The sequence below is a fragment of the Advenella alkanexedens genome, assembly GCF_019132845.1.
GTDB lineage: Bacteria > Pseudomonadota > Gammaproteobacteria > Burkholderiales > Burkholderiaceae_B > Advenella > Advenella alkanexedens.
In genome coordinates this window covers 20,319-38,703 of sequence record NZ_JAHSPR010000008.1, presented here as the reverse complement: position 1 = coordinate 38,703, position 18,385 = coordinate 20,319, and the positions used below count along the sequence as shown (strand labels likewise).

Sequence of the window (18,385 nt, the reverse complement as noted above, 5' to 3'; positions counted from 1 at the left end):
AAACCGGCCGGTTGGTCAATAATGTGTTGAAAATAATTTCATACAGGAAAATCAGGAATGTCTAGTTTATTTGAAAAGCATGGTTCTACGCTGGAAACGGCACTTGAGGTTATCAGGCATCGCGGGTTCTGGTCTGCCTATCCGGAAATGCCCAGTACCCGTTTCTATGGGGAACATGCCAAAGAAGAGGGGCAGCAGGCCTATGATGCCCTTTTGAACAGGGATTTCAGCTTGCCCGGTCATCCCGAGCAGGGCCGGGCCGGCAATGAGCAATCCCCTTATGGTGTGGCATTGGGCATACGTTATCCGGTTGCCAGTGTGGAAACGCTGGTGAAGCAATCACGGGAAGCCGGTAATGTCTGGGCCGATACGCCCCTGGACGTGCGTATGGGGATTTGTCTGGAAATTCTTGCTCGTCTTAACAGCATGAGCTTTGAAATAGCCAATGCCGTGATGCATACTTCCGGGCAGGCTTTCCCAATGGCATTTCAGGCCGGTGGTCCGAATGCACAGGACAGGGCCCTGGAAGCACTGGCTTACGCCTGGGCGGAAATGAGTCAGATTCCCAGCCAGACCGATTGGGTCAAGCCACAGGGCAAGGCAGGTGATCTGGTCCTGGAAAAACACTGGCGCATTATTCCACGCGGCGTTTCGTTGCTGATCGGATGCCAGACATTTCCAACCTGGAACAGCTACTCGGCATTTTTTGCCAATCTGGTGACCGGCAACACGGTTATTGCCAAGCCGCACCCATCGGCCATTCTGCCTATGGCCTTAACAGTACGGGTGGCCCGCGAAGTGCTGTCAGAACAGGGCCTGCCTGCAGATGTCGTGTTATTGGCGGCTGAAGAGGATGGCATGGGCATGGCAAAACAACTGGCTTTGCATCCTGACGTGGCGCTGATTGATTACACGGGGTCAAGCGCTTTTGGACAGTGGCTGCGTACACAGGCGGCGACCCCGCTGGTGTATACCGAAGAGGCCGGTGTGAACAGTATTGTGCTGGGCTCTACCGATAACTTTGATGCCATGTGCCAGAACATTGCTTTTTCCCTGACCCTGTACAGCGGACAAATGTGTACAACACCGCAAAACCTGTTTGTGCCGCGTGACGGGATCTTGGTCAATGGCGAGCGCAAAACGTTTGATGAAGTGACCGCCGGTATCGCCAGTGCCGTGGATGCCCTGCTGGTTGATCCTGCGCGGGCGGTCATGGTTACGGGAGCCATTGCCAATCAGGCTACGCTGGAACGCGTTGCCACCATGCGGGGAGCCGGGCGCCTGATCCGTGATTCGGCTGCCTTGCCTGGCATGGAACAGGTACGTACGGCAACACCATTGATTCAGGCTTTGGATGCCAGTGATGAAAACGTTTACGGTACCGAGTGCTTTGGCCCGGTTTCTTTTGTGATTGCCGTGGACGATGTGGAAGACGGCATACGTCGTGCCACGCAGCTGGCACGTACCAAAGGAGCGATTACAGGGGCTATTTATGAAACCGATGAAAAGCGTCTGGCTCAGGCGGTTGATGCATTTGCCCGAGCGGGTGTGAACCTGTCCGTTAATTTGGTGGGTGGGATTTTTGTCAATCAAAGTGCCGCTTTCAGTGATTTCCATGGTACGGGAGCCAATCCGGCGGGTAACTGCTGTTATGCGGACTCCGCTTTTGTGGCCAATCGGTTCAGGGTGGCGATGTGGCGTCGCCTGAAAAATAATTAAGCTGTGTTTGTTTCCGGCCGGTGTCGTCAGGTACAGGCCGGAAAGTATTTAAATGTCTGAAAATAAACAGGAGACAAAAAATGAGTCATAACAAAACAGGAAAAACAGGACGTAAATGGGCAGGGTTGCTTGCCGCTTTATGCTTTGCAACAGGCGTACAGGCAGAAATCCGCATCGGTTCCACGGTTTCGGCTACGGGGTTTGCCTCTTATCTCGGAGAGCCCGAAGCGCAAACCCTGAAAATGCTGGTGGATGACATTAATGCCAAAGGCGGTGTGCTTGGCAAGCAGCTTAAGCTGATCGCCTATGATGATGCCGGTGATGCCAACAAAGCACGTACCTTTGCCACCCGTTTGGTGGAAGATGACGAAGTGGTTGCCATTATAGGAGGCACCACAACCGGTGCAACAATGGCGATTATACCCACCGTGCAGGAAGAGGGGATACCTTTTGTGTCTCTGGCCGGTGCGATTGAAGTTATCAAGCCGGTACGCTCCCATACCTTCAAGACGCCACATACGGACCGCATGGCCTGCGCCAAGATTTTTGAGGATATGAAAAAGCGGAATCTGTTAACGGTGGGCCTGATATCGGGTTCAGACAGTTTTGGTGCATCCATGCGCAAGCAATGTCTGGATATCGTGGGTGATTATGGTATTACCGTAGTGGGCGATGAAGTCTTTGGCCCCACTGATGCGGACATGACCCCACAGTTGACCAATTTACGCAATAAAGAGGGCGTTCAGGCAATCCTGAGCCTGGGACTGGGGTCGGGACCTGCCATTATTACCCGGAATTATGCACAACTGGCCATTGATTTGCCGCTGTACCAGTCGCATGGGGTGGCCTCGGATGCCTTTATTAAACTGGCGGGCAAAAAAGAGGCGGAAGGCGTGCGTTTGCCGGGAACCCCCTTATTGGTTGCCGAGTTGCTGGCAGAAGACGATCCGCAGCGGGAAGTGGCCTTGCGCTATAAACAACAATACGAAAGCATGGCTGGCAAGCCGGTTTCCACCTTTGGCGGATATGCGCATGATGCCTTATATCTGGTGGTGGATGCCATAGAGCGTGCCGGAAAAGCAGAACCTGCCGCCATTCGTGATGCGTTGGAAAACACAAAGGGTCTGGTAGGCACCACCGGTACTTATACCATGTCGGCTGCAGATCATCTGGGTTTGGATCTTAGTGCTTTCCGGATGCTGGAAATCCAGGATGGTAAATGGAAGCTCATCGAGTAACGCCATTTTTGTGGAGGCGCATGCCTCCATTCATCATTACGATCAGATGAAATTCCGGAGACGTACATGTCTGAGTTCATGCAGTTTTTGCTGTCCGGGCTAACCGTTGGCGCCGTCTATGCGCTGGTGGCCCTGGGTTTTACCATTATTTATAACGCGTCGGACGTGGCCAACTTTGCCCAAGGTGAGTTTGTCATGCTGGGAGGCATGATTACGGCTGCCGCCTATGCGGCGGGTGCCCCCTTGTTATTGGCGGCAACCCTGGCGATTGTGCTGACGGCAGCCATTGGCATCCTTTTGAACAAGCTGGCCATTGAACCGGCCCGTGGTGCACCCGTGGCCAGCCTGATTATTATTACCATCGGGGCATCCATTTTTATTCGCGGGTTAACGCAGATATTGCTGGATAAAGAGCTCCATCGCTTTCCCGCTTTTTCTGGCGATGATCCCATTCATGTACTGGGGGCGACCATTCTGCCACAGAGTTTATGGGTGATTGCCGGGGCATTGCTGGTGTTTGTGGCGTTATGGCTGTTTTTTACCCGGACGTTAACGGGGCGGGCAGTGCTGGCAACCGCCAATAACCGTATCGCCGCTTTGCTGGTGGGAATTAATACACGTTATATCATGGCCTTGTCCTTTGCCTTATCTGCCGCCATTGGTGCCCTGGCCGGGATATTGATTACACCCATTACCCTGACAAGTTACGACATTGGCATGACGATGGCGCTGAAAGGTTTTGCCGCAGCCATGCTTGGCGGCATGGGAAATCCCAAAGGCGCCCTGGCAGGCGGCCTGGTGCTGGGTTTGCTTGAGGCCTTGACAGCGGGCTATCTCAGTTCGCAGTATAAGGACGCTGCTGCATTTGTGGTGATTCTGGCGGTGCTGTTTTTCATGCCCCAGGGTATGTTTGGCCGTAAAGTTGCCGAGAGGGTTTAAGCAATGAAAAGACTTTCTTCCAAACAGGTAACCTTGCTGGTATTGCTGGCGTTGATTGCGCTGGCCCCTTTGTTTTTCCCTTCCTCTTATTATTTGCGCATAGGCTCCCTGGTGTTTGTCAATAGTCTGTCGGTGATCAGTATTGTGATCCTGACGGGGTATGTCGGGCAGATCAGCCTGGGACATGCCGGCTTTATCGGGATAGGGGCCTATGCCTGTGCCCTGGCCCCGGTTCATTTCAATGTTTCGGTGTTAACCGCTTCCGTTCTGGGGGCCGTTGTTTCCGGTGTTGTGGCCTGGGTGGTGGGGCGGCCCATCCTGCGACTGCGGGGTTACTACCTGTCTGTCGCCACATTGGGATTTGGCATGCTGATCTTTATGGTGCTGAACAACGAGGCCTGGCTCACCGGAGGACCTGATGGCATGGTGGTTGCCGATCCCGGGATCAGGGCTTTGCTCAAAAGCTGGGGAATCTCGCTCAACAATGCCGAGTTCTGGTATGCCTTCAATGGGTTTGTTCTGCTGATCGGCGTCTGGATAGCCCTGAACTTAAAGCATAGCGCGACCGGTCGTGCCTTGCATGCCTTGCATGGTTCAGAGGTGGCGGCACGTACTGTTGGTATCGATGTGGCCCGGTTCAAATTGCGCGGCTTTGTTATTTCCGCCGTTTATGCATCGATCGCCGGTTCTTTACTGGCCATGCAAAACCGCTTTGTCACCCCCGATGTGGCGGGTTTCATGCATTCGGTTGAAATCGTTACCATGGCGGTACTGGGTGGCGCGGCGTCAGTGGTCGGGGCGATTCTGGGAGCGACCCTGTTGACGGCATTGCCACAGATACTGACCTTTTTACAGGAATATGAACAGATTGTTCTGGGCTTGATCATGATGCTGGTGATGATTTTTCTGCGCGGTGGCGTGTTACCCAGTCTGGTACGTATGGTACGGGGGAGAGGTTGATGAGTCTGCTTGACGTAAAAGGAGTGAGCATTTCATTTGGTGGCGTGCGGGCTGTGCAGGATGTCAGCTTTTCGATTGATAAGGGACAGATTGTTTCGGTCATCGGACCCAATGGCGCAGGTAAGACCACTTTATTCAATATGTTGTCGGGGGTTTATAGTCCACAACAGGGTGAAGTTCGCCTGGCGGGAGAGCTGGTGACGGGGATGCCCGCACATTTGCTGGCCCGTCGTGGCCTGTCCAGGACGTTTCAGAACCTGCAGATATTTTCAGCAATGACCGTACTGGAAAATGTCGCGACAGGATTCCACCTGCAGGAAAATGGGTCGTTATTGGCGGATTTGCTGGGCTTGCCGTCTGCACGGCGTCGTATGAAGCGTTCAGAAGAACAGTCGATGGAGCTGCTTAAAACGGTGGGGCTTGAGCGGGCGGCCGGTTTTGAAGCCGGCTCCCTGTCTTATGGTGCATTAAAGCGCCTGGAAATTGCCAGGGCGCTGGCTTTGCAACCGCAGCTTTTACTTCTGGATGAACCGGCTGCCGGCTGCAATGCGGTGGAAACCGAAGAAATTGAAAAACTGGTGGCGCAAGTGGCCAAGAGCGGAACCGCCATTTTACTGGTTGAGCACGATATGAAAATGGTGATGCGTATTTCCAATCATATTGTCGTGCTGGATCATGGTGAGAAAATTGCGGAAGGCACACCCGCCGAGGTCGTCAGTCATCCGCGGGTTATCGAGGCTTATCTGGGGGTAGCCGCTACAGAGGAGGCAACACGTTATGCTGAGTGTTAGTCAGTTACGCTCAAGTTATGGGCGGATAGAAGTGTTACATGGCGTGAGTCTGGAGATCAGTGCTGGAGAAATTGTGGTGGTGATTGGCGCCAATGGAGCGGGCAAAACAACATTATTGCACTGTCTGTCAGGCATCCAGCCCATACAGGACGGCAATATTGTTTTTCGGGGGGAAAGTTTCAATACCGTACCTGCTTATCGTCGAGTCAAACACGGCCTGGCACAGGTGCCTGAAGGCCGGCAGATTTTCACCAGCCTGAGTGTTGAGGAAAACCTGCGTCTGGGGGCTTACCTGTACACGGATGACAAGGTGGATCGTGATATGGAGGATGCCTTTAACATGTTTCCCATATTACGGGAAAAACGTAACCTGCCGGCAGGCGGTTTGTCGGGTGGGCAGCAACAGATGCTGGCTATTGCCAGGGCTTTGTTAAGCCGGCCGTCATGCCTGTTGCTTGATGAGCCCAGCATGGGGCTGGCACCCATTCTGGTGGCGCAGATTTTTGATGTGGTCAAAAACCTGAAAAGCCTGGATGTCACGGTCTTGCTGGTTGAACAGAATGCCTTTGGTGCTTTGTCGATTGCCGATCGTGGTTATGTCATGGAAACCGGGCACATCACACTGTCAGGAGAGGCGCAGGCGTTGATTGTCGACCCCCGTATCCGTTCGGCGTATTTGGGCTTGTAAATAAGCCGTGCCTCATGCCTGAATGCAGGAAGAAAACGGTGTGAGGCATACTTGAAAACCGGTCTGAAAACATATTGCTGCCAGTAATCGGTGGCAAAAGCTGGTACATTTTGAGTTTCTGGTTTTTATTGGTGTAAATATTTAATGTCCAAATCTGTTTCCCGTTCTGTCAATGAAGTTGATATGCTGACCAGGCAATTGTTGCATGCCGTCCCGCTGAAGGCGGCTGCGTTTATTGTCACGCTGTATGGAGATGTGGTGGAGCCGCGCGGGGGCGTATTGTGGATGGGCAATGTCATAGAAACCTGTGCCATGGCAGGCATCAGTGAAAATCTGGTGCGTACGGCCGTGTCGCGCCTGGTGGCTGCCGGGCAGCTGACTGGCGAGCGTATCGGGCGGCGCAGTTTTTATCGTCTTACGCCTGCCGCTCGAGCCGAATTTGCTTATGCGGCCAGGGTGCTGTATGCCTCCCGGGTTGCCCAGCAATGGCATCTGGTTTATTTGGATGGAGAAAATGCGGATGTGTCAATGCGCGGCCTGAAAAGACTGGGTTATGCGGCCTTGAATCCCAGGCTGGCCTTTGGTCCCGATGACGTGCCTTTGTCACCCGAAGCGCTTGTTTGGAAAGCCGGGGTCATTCAAGGGCAAGACCAAATGCGCAGTTTTGCGGCAGCTCACTGGGATCTGGCTGTTTATGCCGAAGCCTACCGGACGTTTATCAGGAATTTTCAGCCGGTAGAGGGCCTGTTGGGAAAACTGGGCGATGAGGAAGCGCTAACTCTTCGTTTATTAATGGTGCACCAATATCGTTATGTTGCATTGCGGGCTCCCCATTTGCCCCGCGAAGCTTTGCCGGAAAACTGGGAAGGGCATATGGCCAGATCTTTGTTTGCCCGCTTGTATCTGACATTGTCCAATAAGGCAGATGCTTATGTGTCCGGTAAGTTTGTTGATAACAATGGCGTTTTAATCGAGCAGGGGCAATCTTTGCAGCAGCGCTTGGTGTGTTTGTCGCAACTGGATTGATTTTTTTTATCTTCAAACATTACATTTTAATGGTAAATACTTATTGAATTGTAATGTTTTGAATGGCTTAATATAGCCTTATAAGTGACCGTCCGGTCGGTTTGTTAATTTAGGGTGTAGCGTTTAAAGCAGAGGTGAAATTTATGTATGCACAGGTAATTGATACGGGTAGTGATCGTGTACGTGCAATCGGAGAAATGTCCGAGGAAGAAAAAACCTTTATGGCACGTATTGAAAAAGGGGAAAAAATAGAGCCCAAAGACTGGATGCCAGAGGGTTATCGTAAAACGCTGATCCGCCAGATTGGCCAGCATGCCCATTCAGAGGTGGTGGGGCAATTACCGGAAGGGAACTGGATTACCCGTGCCCCCACGCTGGAACGCAAGGCAATTTTGCTGGCCAAGGTCCAGGATGAGGCCGGTCATGGCCTGTATCTGTATAGCGCGGCCGAAACATTGGGTATCAGCCGGGATGAAATGACAGAACTGCTGCATGCCGGAAAAATGAAATACTCGTCTATTTTCAATTATCCGACCCTGAACTGGGCGGATATTGGTGCCGTGGGCTGGCTGGTGGATGGTGCCGCCATTATGAACCAGGTGGCTTTGCAGCGTACGTCTTATGGTCCTTACAGTCGCGCGATGATCCGTATCTGCAAGGAAGAAAGCTTTCACCAGCGTCAGGGTTATGACCTGCTTATCAAAATGTGCCAGGGCAGTCCCGAGCAAAAAGCAATGGCTCAAGATGCCATGAACCGGTTCTGGTATCCGGCATTGATGATGTTTGGCCCGTCTGATAAAGATTCGGTGCATTCAGAGCAGTCCATGGCCTGGAAAATCAAGATTAATACGAACGATGAATTGCGTCAGAAGTTTGTGGATCAGACTGTGCCTCAGGCGGAATATCTGGGTCTGACCATTCCTGACGAGAATCTGGTGTGGAACGAAGAACGCGGTTCCTATGATTTTACCCAACCCGACTGGAATGAGTTTTTTGACGTGATTGCCGGTAATGGTCCTTGTAATAAAGACCGCATGGCAGCCCGGATCAATGCCTGGAAAGATGGGGAGTGGTTTCGCGAAGGCCTGGCGGCTTATGCGAAAAAATTGCCTTTGCGTAAACAGGCTGTCTAAAACGGTAATGGGCAAAGACCGCTTTGCAAAGCGGGTCAAATTTGGATATTTAGTCACAATCAATGAGAAAAGGAGGACATATCATGTCTCAAGAATGGCCTTTATGGGAAATATTTATTCGTGGTCAGCATGGTTTAAGTCATCGTCATGTGGGCAGCCTGCATGCGCCTGATGCAGAAATGGCCATTAATAATGCCCGTGATGTATATACCCGCCGCAATGAAGGGGTCAGTATTTGGGCTGTCAGGTCTGAAGAAGTGGTGGCCAGCGCACCATCCAAACGTGGTCCCTTGTTTGAACCTTCAAATTCCAAGGTTTACCGACACCCTACTTTTTTTAAAATTCCCAAGGAAGTGGGGAGTATGTAATGAAAACAGCACATTCAGATACTTCAACGGCCTTGCAGCAGATGCTATTGAGAATGGGCGACAGCACCTTGGTGCTGGGACACCGTATTTCAGAATGGTGCGGTCACGCACCGGTCCTGGAAGAAGATATTGCCATGGCCAATATTGCCCTGGATTTTATCGGTCAAACCCAATTTTGGCTGGGGATGGCGGCAGAGCTTGAGGCCGAGGGAAAAACGGCCGATCAACTGGCCTATTTACGGGACTGTGCGCAATTTCGTAATTTGCTTTTGGCAGAGCAGCCCAATGGTGATTATGCCCATACTATCGTCAGGCAGTTTTTATTTGATGCCTGGCATTTTCTGCAATTACAGGCCTTGATGAAGTCAACCAATGCCAGCGTTGCCGAAATTGCCGCCAAAGCGATTAAAGAGGTGAATTATCATCTTGAACGAAGCAGTGATTTGCTCATCCGCCTGGGTGATGGCACTCCTGAAAGCCATACCCGCATGCAGGCGGCGCTTGATGATTTGTGGGCCTATACAGGGGAAATGTTTATGGGTGACGAGCATGACATTGCGCTGGCCAAGGCCGGTATCGCCCCCTTGCCGGAAAGTTTGCGTGATGACTGGCTGGCATGTGTGCAGGAAGTCATGCAGCAGGCCACCCTTACTTTACCTGATAATCCTTTCATGCATAAAGGTGGCAAACAGGGTCGGCATACCGAGTACCTGGGACACCTTCTGGCGCAAATGCAATTCTTGCAGCGCGCCTACCCGGGCTGTGCATGGTGATAAGCATGAATACTTTATCCCGACCAGAGCTGGAACAGGTCTGGCAATGGCTGGACGCCGTGCCAGATCCGGAAATTCCAGTTATTTCATTGGTGGATCTGGGCATTATCCGCGAGCTGTATTACGAGGGTGAAACACTGGTGGTTGTGGTAACACCCACTTATTCAGGTTGTCCGGCCACCTCAGTCATAAACGCGGATATTGAAGCGGCCTTACGTTCGCATGGCATAGAAAACCTGCGTCTGGAACGCCAGCTGTCTCCTCCCTGGAGTACTGACTGGATCAGTGAGCAGGGGCGGGAAAAGTTGCGCGATTACGGTATTGCGCCGCCGGTTACACAGGAAAGCACCGATACGGGTACCCGTATCTGGTTGCGGACAGAAAACAACCTTACGGTTGCCTGCCCGCGCTGTGGCTCCCGTCACACCACACGAGTCAGTCAGTTTGGTTCCACACCTTGCAAAGCCAATTATCGCTGCCAGGATTGTCTGGAACCATTTGATTATTTTAAATGTATTTAATCATTAGCGGAGGAGCTCATGACACGCTTTCACCCTTTGCAAGTTCTGGATGTGCATCACGACACCCGTGATGCCGTTGTTGTCACATTAAAACCGCGTCAGGAAGATGACGCATTGTTCAAGTTTATTCCCGGCCAGTATCTGACCTTCCGGCACGGGGTGGATGGTGATGAGCTGCGTCGTTCATACTCTATCTGCTCGGCCCCTGATGAGGGAGTTATACGGGTGGGCATTAAACGGGTGGATGGCGGTGCCTTTTCCACCTGGGCCAACGAAAACCTGAGTGCCGGTACTGTCCTGGAAGCAATGCCGCCCATGGGCAGCTTCCATATACCGCTGGCGTCTGATAACAAGCGACATTATTTGGGGTTTGCCGGTGGCAGCGGAATTACGCCATTACTTTCCATCATCAAAAGCACCCTGGCACAAGAGCCATTGAGCAGTTTTACACTGGTTTACGCCAATCGCCAGGTGGGTTCCATTATGTTTCGCGAAGAGCTGGAAGACCTGAAAAACGAGTATATGGGACGTTTTTCGATTATCCATTTTCTTGAAAGCGAAGGGCAGGAAAACGAGATGTTTTCAGGCCGCATCAACACTGAAAAATGCAATGCGCTGTTTAACAGCTGGATTAATCTGAAGCAAGTCCATACTGCCTTTATCTGCGGTCCTGAAGCCATGATGCTGACGATTGCCGATGCCCTGAAAGCGCATGGGATGGCCAAAGAAAATATCAAGTTTGAACTTTTTGCTTCGTCCCAGCCCGGCCGCTTAAGCCGACCGGTTGTGAAATCGGCCACCCGCACTACCGCCGACCAATGCGTGGCAACCGTCACTCTGGATGGCGTGGCCCATAAGTTTGAATTCCCCAAAGAAGGACAAAGTTTGCTGGATGCCGCACTGGAAAACAATATGGATGCCCCTTATGCCTGTAAAGCGGGTATTTGTTCCACTTGTAAAGCCAAGGTGCTGGAAGGTGAAGTTGAAATGGCTGTTAACCATGCACTGGAAGATTATGAAGTGGAACAGGGGTATGTGCTGACATGTCAGTGTTATCCCCAGAGTGATCGGGTTACCGTCAGTTTTGACGAATAAGGAGCTGCAGGATGTTTGATAACATGAAAGTTGAAGAGTATCTGGCCCAGGGGGGCGTTTTCAGTTCTCCTGAAAATGCACCGGCCCGTTACCGTGCCGAACTGATGCGCATGATGTTTGTGTTTGTGGATAGCGAATTGGCTGCTTCGGCTGGTTTTGCCTCATCCATTAATTTTGCACCGGATATTAAAGCACGCATTGCGGCCAGTCGTATTACACTGGAAAAAGCCGATCATGCCCAGCGGGTATTACGGATTTTAAGTGGATTTGGTACTGATGCCGAGCGCTATGAAAAACAGCATGAGTGGGCATTCCGCCTTCACCGTGACAGTGATGTGCCTAAAGAGCGCCAGGCGGCGGATATGCGTTTGCCCGTGTTTTATTTCCCGCTGCTTAACTGGGCTGATGCGCTGGTGATGACTGCGATGCAAGGCTTGGCAGCACAAGTCCAGCTTGAAGAGTTGGGTCGTGTTTCGTATGATCCATTGGCCGTGGCTTTCCGGGAAATCGCGCCACGCGAGCATGAACACACCCAATTGTCACAGGACGGTTTGGCGTTGCTGCTTAAAACCGGTGAACATCAACAGTCCTTGCAGCAAAGCGTGGATTATTGGTACCCCAGGGTTGCGGCCGGTTTCGGTCAGCAGAATGCCGAACGATATGAGATGTTGCGCAAGCTGGGATTGCGTCATGAAAGCACTGAAAACCAATTGAAGCGCTGGGAGTCGTTGGTTAAAAACAGTTTCCAGGCGCTGGGATTACGTGTTCAGTAATATAAAACAGTGTTTTGATTATGCTTGCCAATCATTGGAGGTATTTGTTTAATGGCTCAGATTTTTTCTTTTGATGGTGTGATTCCTGTTGTTGATCCTTCTGCTTATGTCCATCCTGCAGCCACGTTGATTGGTGATGTACTGATTGGTCCGGCCTGCTATGTGGGGCCGGGCGCCGTATTGCGTGGTGATTTTGGCCGTATCCAGTTGCTGGCGGGCGCAAATTTTCAGGATAACTGCGTGGCACACAGTTTTCCTGATGCTGAAGTGCTTGTGGAAGAAGAAGGCCATATTGGTCATGGCACGATATTGCATGGCTGTCGGGTAGGTAAAAATGCAATGGTAGGCATGAACTCCGTGGTCATGGACAGGGTGGTGATTGGTGAAAACGCCATCATTGGTGCCATGTCTTTTTTAAAGGCTTCCATGGAAATTCCAGCCGGCCATTTGGCACTGGGCTCTCCTGCCAGTGTCGTGCGACCATTAAAACCGGAAGAAATAGCCTGGAAGCGTGAAGGCACCCTGGTTTACCAGCGGCTTGCGCTGGAATCCAGGAACAGTACGAAGCAGGTGGCCGAACCATTAACCCGGCCGGAAGCCAACCGGAAGCGGGTTCGTGCACCCAAATATGACCCTTTGTTTATTGCCCGCTTGAAGCAGGATGCGGGCGTGTCTGCGGGTATGCATTCCCACGCGGAGTGAACTCATCCCCGCAAAACCTCAATCAGCCCCCGGGTGGAGGCATCCAGGCTGTCCAGGTTGTCGCCTTCACCATTAAGCAAGGGTTCTGGTTCCCACGCTCTGTGCGTGGGAACCGTTTCACTCACCAGGTCATTCCTTGGCAATATATTCGTATTTTTCAGTATTGACATAGGATTGTCGCAACTCTACCGGTTTTTCATTATACGTATAGGCAATACGGTTAATTTGCAGCAGGGCGGTATTTTCGGGTACTTGCAGCCAGGCGGCAATGTCTTTGTTGGCTTGGCAAGTGATTAATTTTTCTTTGGTATCAATCACATTCACACCAAAATTATTCTGATAAAAATTATAAAGCGTGCTTGAGCGCTCGGCTAAACTTTTCTCTGTCAGAGAGGAAAACAGATTCTCGGGAACCTGGATTTCATCAATCATGACCAGGTCATCATTCAGACTCAGTAAATTGAAAAACTCAAAAATATAGGCATCTTTGGCTAATTGAAGCTGCTCCCTGATTTCTTTGGACGCCTTTTTTTTCTGGAATTTCAGAAGCTGTGTAACAGGATAGGACTTGAGGCCGTCCCGGCGCTGGATGCGGAAAAACCTGAAAAAATGCTGGTCACTTTCTTGCGTGGCCACAAATGTGCCGCGTCCCTGGTGACGGACCAGAATATGTTCCTTGACCAGTTCATCAACGGCTTTGCGCAGTGTGCCGATAGAGACACCAAATTTCTTTGCAAGCTGGTTTTCTGGAGGAATGGCTTCGCCCCTGACCCACTCTCCACTTGCCAGTGATGCCAGTAATGATTGCTTGACAGCAAAGTATAGCGGTGTTCCCGGAACGAAATAATTTTTTTTATTCATATAGATCAAAATGTAACTTGTTTAAGCGATGGTATCACGGACGGAATGTTGGTTCCATGGGCAGATGCGTAATTCTAACACTAAAAAATTCATATAGATGATTTAGTTGACTTATATGATTAATATGATTAATATTATTTCAACAGTAGATAAAAAATTCAGAAAAATGTTTTATCTATCCTAAAGGTAAGTCGATTCAAGCACTGCTTATTCAATTGAAATTAAAGGAGAAGACAATGATCCATGCCGTATTGCATGATTCAAAAGATACCGTAGCGGTTGCCGTGGTAGAGGGGATAACGGCGGGTACGGAACTTAGCTGCTGGAATATGGAAGAAGACAAAATCATTTCCGTCAAGGCCACACAGGATATTCCTATTGGTCATAAAGTGGCTTTGGTAGACATGAAAGAAGGTGACACGGTGTTCAAGTACAGCGTGGACATTGGCAAGGTGGTGGCGCCCATCAGGGCGGGCGACCACGCTCATGTGCATAACATCAAAACCAAGCGTTGGTAATCAATCCCGACTGACTTCGCTGTTCATCTCATTCTATTTTTTATAGACATATTTACCAGGAATTTACAATGGCTATTATTGATTCAAATACCACTTTTTATGGTTACAGAAGAGACAACGGACGGGTAGGGGTCCGTAACCACGTCATCATTCTTCCCGTGGATGATATTTCCAATGCGGCAGTTGAGGCGGTTGCCAACAATATCAAAGGAACCCTTGCCTTGCCTCACCCTTATGGCCGCCTTCAGTTTGGTGCCGATCTGGATTTGCATTTCCGTACCCTGATTGGCACGGGCTGTAACCCGAACGTGGCAGCGGTTATCGTGATTGGTATTGAAGAAGGCTGGACCAAGAAAATTGTGGATGCCATAGCCGTCACCGGTAAGCCGGTCGCCGGATTCAGCATTGAAATGCATGGCGATCATGACACCATCATGCGTGCATCCAAAAAGGCTAAAGAATTTGTGCACTATGCCACCAGCCTGAGAAGAGAAGAATGCCCGGTTTCCGAATTGTGGGTATCCACCAAATGCGGTGAGTCAGACACGACGTCAGGATGCGGGGCAAATCCGACGGTAGGCGATGCGTTTGACAAGCTCTATGCCAATGGCAATACGCTGGTGTTTGGCGAAACCTCTGAATTAACGGGCGGTGAACAAATCGTTGCGGCACGATGTGCCAATGATAAAGTGCGTGAAGACTTCATGTTCATGTTTAACCGTTACCAGGACATGATCAACCGCTGGAAAACCTCGGATCTGTCCGAGTCTCAGCCAACGAAGGGCAATATTGCCGGCGGTTTGACCACCATTGAAGAAAAAGCGCTGGGCAATATTCAGAAGATTGGTAAAAAATGTATTGTGGATGGCGTTCTGGACAAGGCGGAAATGCCCACCGGTAAAGGACTCTGGTTTATGGACTCCTCCTCAGCCGCTGCTGAAATGGTCACATTATGTGCCGCCTCAGGCTATGTGGTGCATTTCTTCCCGACAGGGCAAGGTAACGTGATTGGCAACCCCATTGTGCCGGTTATTAAAATTTGTGCGAACCCCCGCACAGTCAGAACCATGTCTGAACATATAGATGTGGATACATCAGGACTTTTGCAACGTGAAATCAATTTGGATCAGGCGGGCGATAAATTGCTTGAGTGCATGCTGGAAACGGCGAATGGCCGTTGGACAGCGGCTGAAGCGCTTGGCCATCGTGAATTCGTATTGACTCGCTTATTCGAAAGTGCCTGATTTTCAGGGCCGGTTCATAAAAAAACAAACCGGCCATTAATCCTACTCGTGGAGGAGACACCCCATGAAGCATTGTTTTAATGTAACAAAAAGAAGGATGTTGAAGTTTGGAGTATTATCAGTTTTCTGTGCCGCCAGTCCGCTGCTGGCACCCGTGGCACACGCCGATTGGAAGCCGACCCAGTATATTACGTATATTGTTCCCTTTGCGCCGGGTGGTTTGACCGATGTTGCCGCGCGCATGATGGCCAAGGGGATTGGCGATAAAACGGGCTGGAATATTGTTGTCAGCAATAAAGCCGGCGCCAATGCCAACCTGGGTGCCGCCGAGGCGGCGCGTGCAAAACCGGATGGTACAACCTGGTTGGCCATTACCATGACACATGCTGTTAATAAAACCCTGTTTGGGGAAAAGGCCGGCTATGATGTTGAAGAAGACTTTGTCCCCGTTGCAAAAATTGCGTCTTCGGCAATTATGGTGGTCGTGCCGGAAAATAGCCCTATCAAAACCCTGCAGGACCTGATTGATACGGCCCAAAAGAAAACCCTGAATGTGGGCAGCAGCGGTACCGGAACACCTCCCCATATTGCCATGGCCTTGTTTCAGGACCTGACTGGCACGAAAATGACGCATGTTCCTTATAAAGGCGGTGCGCCATCCATGGTGGATTTAATTGGTGGTCAGCTGGATGTGGTCTTCTCTAATTACCCGGAATCCCTGCCATACGTGCAACAGGGTAAATTGCGGGCGATTGCCGTGACATCAGACCAGCGGGCACCGGCCGTTCCGGATGTGCCCACGACGGCAGAGGCGGGCTTGCCTGGATTAAAGGTGGACAACTTTACCGGCTTGCTGGCACCCAAAGGCACTGATCCCGCTTTGGTCAGGGAAATCAGTGATCGTGTTGTCAAGGTTGTGGGTGACAAGGCAATCGGTGAGCAGCTGGTCAAGCTGGGCTTTATTCCCGACCCAATGGGGTCCGATCAGTTCAAAACGTATTTGAATGAACAGATCCAGGCCTTGTCCAAAACCATTAAAGATGCCGATATTAAAGTTAATTAACGACTGCATATAATTATTATGAGCCACCTTATTGTTATTTCTGAATTTATGGACGATACCGCCGTGGATTGCCTGCGCGAGAAGGCACAGGTTGATTACCGCCCGGATCTTGTCGATAAACGTGAAACCCTTTTTCAGTCTTTGACCAATGCCCGTGTCCTTATCGTACGTAACAGGACGCAGGTCAACCGGGAATTGCTGGAGCATGCCCCGCAACTGAAGGTGGTGGGAAGGTTGGGGGTGGGCCTGGATAATATTGATCTTCAGTTGTGTGAAGAAAAAGGTATTACCGTTTATCCGGCTTACGGGGCCAATGCCCAAGCGGTGGCTGAGTATGTGATTGCCAGCGCTTTCATATTGCTACGGGGCGCTTATCATTCCAGCGAGCAAATAGTGGAAGGTAAGTGGCCTCGTACGCGGTTGAGCAATGGCCTGGAATGTGCGGGCCGAACCATGGGATTGGTGGGCTTTGGCAGCATAGGAAGGTTAACCGCCAGTCTTGCCAGGGCGCTGGGTATGAGAATTATTGCCTATGATCCTTTGATCGGGGTGGACAGTCCTGTCTGGCGTGAAACCGGGGCAACACGCATGTCATTGGATGAGTTGCTGCAGCACAGTGATGTGGTGAGCCTGCATACACCATTAACATCCGAAACACGTCATTTAATCAATGAAAAACGAATCTCACTAATGAAACCGCAAGCTGTATTAATTAATAGTTCCAGGGGCGGGATTGTTGATGAGCAAGCCTTGGTAGAGGCGCTGAAGCTTGGTAAACTGCGTGGTGCCGCACTGGATGTTTTTGAGGATGAACCGGTAAAGCCAGGTAACTGTCTGCCGGTGATACCCAATTTATTATTAACCCCACATATTGCAGGCTTAACCGAGGAAGCCAACAAGCGGGTTTCAGACGTTATTGCACAGAAAGTGATTGGGCATTTTGCTTAATAAGCCTGATAAGGATGAATGGTATGACAACAGTTTCACTGTCTGAATTAACCCAATTGGCACGGGATACCCTGGCTGCTTCAGGGGCGAATGCTTCAATGGCAACCTTAACGGCCAATGCTTTGGTATTTGCGGATGCCCAGGGCATTGCCACCCATGGCGTATCGCGGGTGCCCAGTTATGCGCAGCATTTGTCTTCAGGCCGTGCCGACGGTAATGCAGAACCCAATATTGTGCAAGAAAAGGCTTCCGCCATTCTGGTTGATGCGGGTACCGGGTTGGCATTCCCCGCCTGTGAGTTGGCGATTGCTTCGGCAATAAAAAAAGCGAAACAAACCGGTATTTGTATTGCGGGCGTCACCAACAGCCATCATTTCGGTATGGCTGCCTATCATCTTGAACCGGTCGCACAGGAAAACCTGATTGGACTGGCTTTCAGCAATTCTCCATCCGCCATTCCGGCATGGGGCGGTAAACGGCCATTGTTTGGTACCAACCCCATTGCAGCCGCTTTTCCACGCATTCAATCTGCGCCGGTCATGATAGACCTTTCTTTATCGCAGGTGGCACGCGGCAAAGTTATTTTGGCGGCCAGGGACAATAAACCCATTCCTGATGGCTGGGCCCTGGATAGCGAGGGCAAACCCACCAATGATGCCAAGGCCGCACTTAAAGGCAGCATGCAGGCGGTTGGCGGTGTAAAGGGCGCCATGTTGGCCATGATGGTTGAAGTGTTGTGTGTTGCCTTAACCGGTGCAAGCTTTGGTTTTGAAGCCGACCCTCTTTACGATGATGTGGGGAATAAACCAAGGCTGGGGCAGGTGTTTATCTTGATCGACCCTGAAGCACTGGCCGGGCAGCAGACCTACTTTGACCGTTTTGAAAGCCTGATTGAGGCGATGCTGGAAGATAATGGCGTACGCCTTCCTGGCGCCCGCCGTCATGACCTGGCAAAGATCGCCACCAGTGAAGGGGTGGATGTTCCGGATAGTTTATTGATGCAGATGGGGTATCAGGCCGCTTGA

21 protein-coding genes are annotated in these 18,385 nt (G+C 50.9%); 19 read left to right on the top strand and 2 right to left on the bottom strand.

Features of this window, described 5'->3' with window-relative positions:
- Positions 1–57: 57 nt before the first annotated feature.
- The 14 genes from paaN (at position 58) to KU392_RS10685 (ending at position 12,726) form a co-directional block, all read left to right on the top strand.
- Positions 58–1,719 (top strand): phenylacetic acid degradation protein PaaN, encoded by a 1,662-nt coding sequence (paaN, locus tag KU392_RS10750; RefSeq protein WP_217735290.1) that lies wholly within the window; start codon positions 58–60, stop codon positions 1,717–1,719.
- A gap of 80 nt (positions 1,720–1,799) precedes the next feature.
- Complete coding sequence (locus KU392_RS10745; protein WP_169293917.1) at positions 1,800–2,957, top strand: ABC transporter substrate-binding protein; 1,158 nt, start codon at positions 1,800–1,802, stop codon at positions 2,955–2,957.
- A 66-nt stretch (positions 2,958–3,023) separates the two neighbouring features.
- Positions 3,024–3,896 carry a branched-chain amino acid ABC transporter permease gene (locus KU392_RS10740; RefSeq protein ID WP_217735289.1) on the top strand — a complete coding sequence of 291 codons (873 nt, stop codon included), beginning with the start codon at positions 3,024–3,026 and terminating at the stop codon, positions 3,894–3,896.
- Between the two features lie 3 nt (positions 3,897–3,899).
- Positions 3,900–4,856, top strand: coding sequence for a branched-chain amino acid ABC transporter permease (locus KU392_RS10735; protein ID WP_169293919.1), 957 nt, complete (start codon positions 3,900–3,902; stop codon positions 4,854–4,856).
- Positions 4,856–5,647 carry an ABC transporter ATP-binding protein gene (locus tag KU392_RS10730; protein ID WP_169293920.1) on the top strand — a complete coding sequence of 264 codons (792 nt, stop codon included), beginning with the start codon at positions 4,856–4,858 and terminating at the stop codon, positions 5,645–5,647. Before KU392_RS10735 ends, KU392_RS10730 begins: the two co-directional genes overlap by 1 nt.
- A complete protein-coding gene (locus KU392_RS10725) occupies positions 5,634–6,335 on the top strand; it encodes an ABC transporter ATP-binding protein (protein ID WP_169293921.1) in 702 nt (233 codons plus the stop codon). Before KU392_RS10730 ends, KU392_RS10725 begins: the two co-directional genes overlap by 14 nt.
- 144 nt (positions 6,336–6,479) lie before the next feature.
- The gene (locus KU392_RS10720) at positions 6,480–7,361 is read left to right on the top strand and encodes a PaaX family transcriptional regulator C-terminal domain-containing protein (protein ID WP_169293922.1); all 882 of its coding nucleotides are present in this window, start codon (positions 6,480–6,482) and stop codon (positions 7,359–7,361) included.
- Between the two features lie 143 nt (positions 7,362–7,504).
- Positions 7,505–8,494 (top strand): 1,2-phenylacetyl-CoA epoxidase subunit PaaA, encoded by a 990-nt coding sequence (gene paaA, locus KU392_RS10715; protein WP_169293923.1) that lies wholly within the window; start codon positions 7,505–7,507, stop codon positions 8,492–8,494.
- A gap of 83 nt (positions 8,495–8,577) precedes the next feature.
- A complete protein-coding gene (paaB, locus tag KU392_RS10710; protein ID WP_169293924.1) occupies positions 8,578–8,862 on the top strand; it encodes a 1,2-phenylacetyl-CoA epoxidase subunit PaaB in 285 nt (94 codons plus the stop codon).
- Positions 8,862–9,635 carry a 1,2-phenylacetyl-CoA epoxidase subunit PaaC gene (gene paaC / locus KU392_RS10705; protein ID WP_217735288.1) on the top strand — a complete coding sequence of 258 codons (774 nt, stop codon included), beginning with the start codon at positions 8,862–8,864 and terminating at the stop codon, positions 9,633–9,635. Before paaB ends, paaC begins: the two co-directional genes overlap by 1 nt.
- Positions 9,636–9,640: 5 nt before the next feature.
- Positions 9,641–10,156 (top strand): 1,2-phenylacetyl-CoA epoxidase subunit PaaD, encoded by a 516-nt coding sequence (gene paaD, locus KU392_RS10700; protein ID WP_169293926.1) that lies wholly within the window; start codon positions 9,641–9,643, stop codon positions 10,154–10,156.
- An 18-nt stretch (positions 10,157–10,174) separates the two neighbouring features.
- Entirely contained in the window at positions 10,175–11,251 is a 1,077-nt protein-coding gene (gene paaE / locus KU392_RS10695) for a 1,2-phenylacetyl-CoA epoxidase subunit PaaE (RefSeq protein WP_217735287.1), read from the top strand.
- 23 nt (positions 11,252–11,274) lie between these two features.
- A complete protein-coding gene (locus KU392_RS10690; RefSeq protein ID WP_217735286.1) occupies positions 11,275–12,024 on the top strand; it encodes a Phenylacetic acid catabolic protein in 750 nt (249 codons plus the stop codon).
- 51 nt (positions 12,025–12,075) lie between these two features.
- Positions 12,076–12,726: an acyltransferase gene (locus tag KU392_RS10685; RefSeq protein WP_217735285.1), complete on the top strand. Its 651-nt coding sequence runs from the start codon at positions 12,076–12,078 to the stop codon at positions 12,724–12,726.
- Positions 12,727–12,728: 2 nt separating this feature from the next.
- Here the strand turns inward: KU392_RS10685 and KU392_RS14390 are convergent, their stop codons facing one another.
- Positions 12,729–12,851 (bottom strand): hypothetical protein, encoded by a 123-nt coding sequence (locus tag KU392_RS14390; protein ID WP_256368577.1) that lies wholly within the window; start codon positions 12,849–12,851, stop codon positions 12,729–12,731.
- A gap of 4 nt (positions 12,852–12,855) precedes the next feature.
- On the bottom strand, positions 12,856–13,587 hold the full coding sequence (locus KU392_RS10680) for a GntR family transcriptional regulator (RefSeq protein WP_169293930.1): 732 nt from the start codon (positions 13,585–13,587) through the stop codon (positions 12,856–12,858).
- A gap of 236 nt (positions 13,588–13,823) precedes the next feature.
- On the opposite strand from KU392_RS10680, the gene KU392_RS10675 reads away from it, so the two are divergent.
- The 5 genes from KU392_RS10675 to KU392_RS10655 all read left to right on the top strand — a co-directional run bounded on the left by KU392_RS10675 (position 13,824) and on the right by KU392_RS10655 (position 18,385).
- The gene (locus KU392_RS10675; RefSeq protein ID WP_169293931.1) at positions 13,824–14,105 is read left to right on the top strand and encodes a UxaA family hydrolase; all 282 of its coding nucleotides are present in this window, start codon (positions 13,824–13,826) and stop codon (positions 14,103–14,105) included.
- 68 nt (positions 14,106–14,173) lie between these two features.
- Positions 14,174–15,349: a UxaA family hydrolase gene (locus KU392_RS10670; protein ID WP_169293932.1), complete on the top strand. Its 1,176-nt coding sequence runs from the start codon at positions 14,174–14,176 to the stop codon at positions 15,347–15,349.
- Between the two features lie 64 nt (positions 15,350–15,413).
- On the top strand, positions 15,414–16,412 hold the full coding sequence (locus KU392_RS10665; RefSeq protein WP_217735284.1) for a Bug family tripartite tricarboxylate transporter substrate binding protein: 999 nt from the start codon (positions 15,414–15,416) through the stop codon (positions 16,410–16,412).
- Between the two features lie 18 nt (positions 16,413–16,430).
- Positions 16,431–17,360 (top strand): hydroxyacid dehydrogenase, encoded by a 930-nt coding sequence (locus KU392_RS10660; protein WP_217735283.1) that lies wholly within the window; start codon positions 16,431–16,433, stop codon positions 17,358–17,360.
- Positions 17,361–17,383: 23 nt separating this feature from the next.
- A complete protein-coding gene (locus KU392_RS10655; RefSeq protein ID WP_217735282.1) occupies positions 17,384–18,385 on the top strand; it encodes an Ldh family oxidoreductase in 1,002 nt (333 codons plus the stop codon).

Coding starts and splice junctions, on each gene's coding strand:
- paaB (WP_169293924.1), top strand. CDS start 8,578: ATGTCTCAAGAATGGCCTTTATGGGAAATATTTATTCGTGGTCAGCAT.
- KU392_RS10725 (WP_169293921.1), top strand. CDS start 5,634: ATGCTGAGTGTTAGTCAGTTACGCTCAAGTTATGGGCGGATAGAAGTG.
- KU392_RS10655 (WP_217735282.1), top strand. CDS start 17,384: ATGACAACAGTTTCACTGTCTGAATTAACCCAATTGGCACGGGATACC.
- paaN (WP_217735290.1), top strand. CDS start 58: ATGTCTAGTTTATTTGAAAAGCATGGTTCTACGCTGGAAACGGCACTT.
- KU392_RS10660 (WP_217735283.1), top strand. CDS start 16,431: ATGAGCCACCTTATTGTTATTTCTGAATTTATGGACGATACCGCCGTG.
- KU392_RS10720 (WP_169293922.1), top strand. CDS start 6,480: ATGTCCAAATCTGTTTCCCGTTCTGTCAATGAAGTTGATATGCTGACC.
- KU392_RS10735 (WP_169293919.1), top strand. CDS start 3,900: ATGAAAAGACTTTCTTCCAAACAGGTAACCTTGCTGGTATTGCTGGCG.
- KU392_RS10740 (WP_217735289.1), top strand. CDS start 3,024: ATGTCTGAGTTCATGCAGTTTTTGCTGTCCGGGCTAACCGTTGGCGCC.
- paaC (WP_217735288.1), top strand. CDS start 8,862: ATGAAAACAGCACATTCAGATACTTCAACGGCCTTGCAGCAGATGCTA.
- KU392_RS10665 (WP_217735284.1), top strand. CDS start 15,414: ATGAAGCATTGTTTTAATGTAACAAAAAGAAGGATGTTGAAGTTTGGA.
- KU392_RS10730 (WP_169293920.1), top strand. CDS start 4,856: ATGAGTCTGCTTGACGTAAAAGGAGTGAGCATTTCATTTGGTGGCGTG.
- paaE (WP_217735287.1), top strand. CDS start 10,175: ATGACACGCTTTCACCCTTTGCAAGTTCTGGATGTGCATCACGACACC.
- paaD (WP_169293926.1), top strand. CDS start 9,641: ATGAATACTTTATCCCGACCAGAGCTGGAACAGGTCTGGCAATGGCTG.
- paaA (WP_169293923.1), top strand. CDS start 7,505: ATGTATGCACAGGTAATTGATACGGGTAGTGATCGTGTACGTGCAATC.
- KU392_RS10685 (WP_217735285.1), top strand. CDS start 12,076: ATGGCTCAGATTTTTTCTTTTGATGGTGTGATTCCTGTTGTTGATCCT.
- KU392_RS10670 (WP_169293932.1), top strand. CDS start 14,174: ATGGCTATTATTGATTCAAATACCACTTTTTATGGTTACAGAAGAGAC.
- KU392_RS10690 (WP_217735286.1), top strand. CDS start 11,275: ATGAAAGTTGAAGAGTATCTGGCCCAGGGGGGCGTTTTCAGTTCTCCT.
- KU392_RS10680 (WP_169293930.1), bottom strand. CDS start 13,587: ATGAATAAAAAAAATTATTTCGTTCCGGGAACACCGCTATACTTTGCT.
- KU392_RS10675 (WP_169293931.1), top strand. CDS start 13,824: ATGATCCATGCCGTATTGCATGATTCAAAAGATACCGTAGCGGTTGCC.
- KU392_RS10745 (WP_169293917.1), top strand. CDS start 1,800: ATGAGTCATAACAAAACAGGAAAAACAGGACGTAAATGGGCAGGGTTG.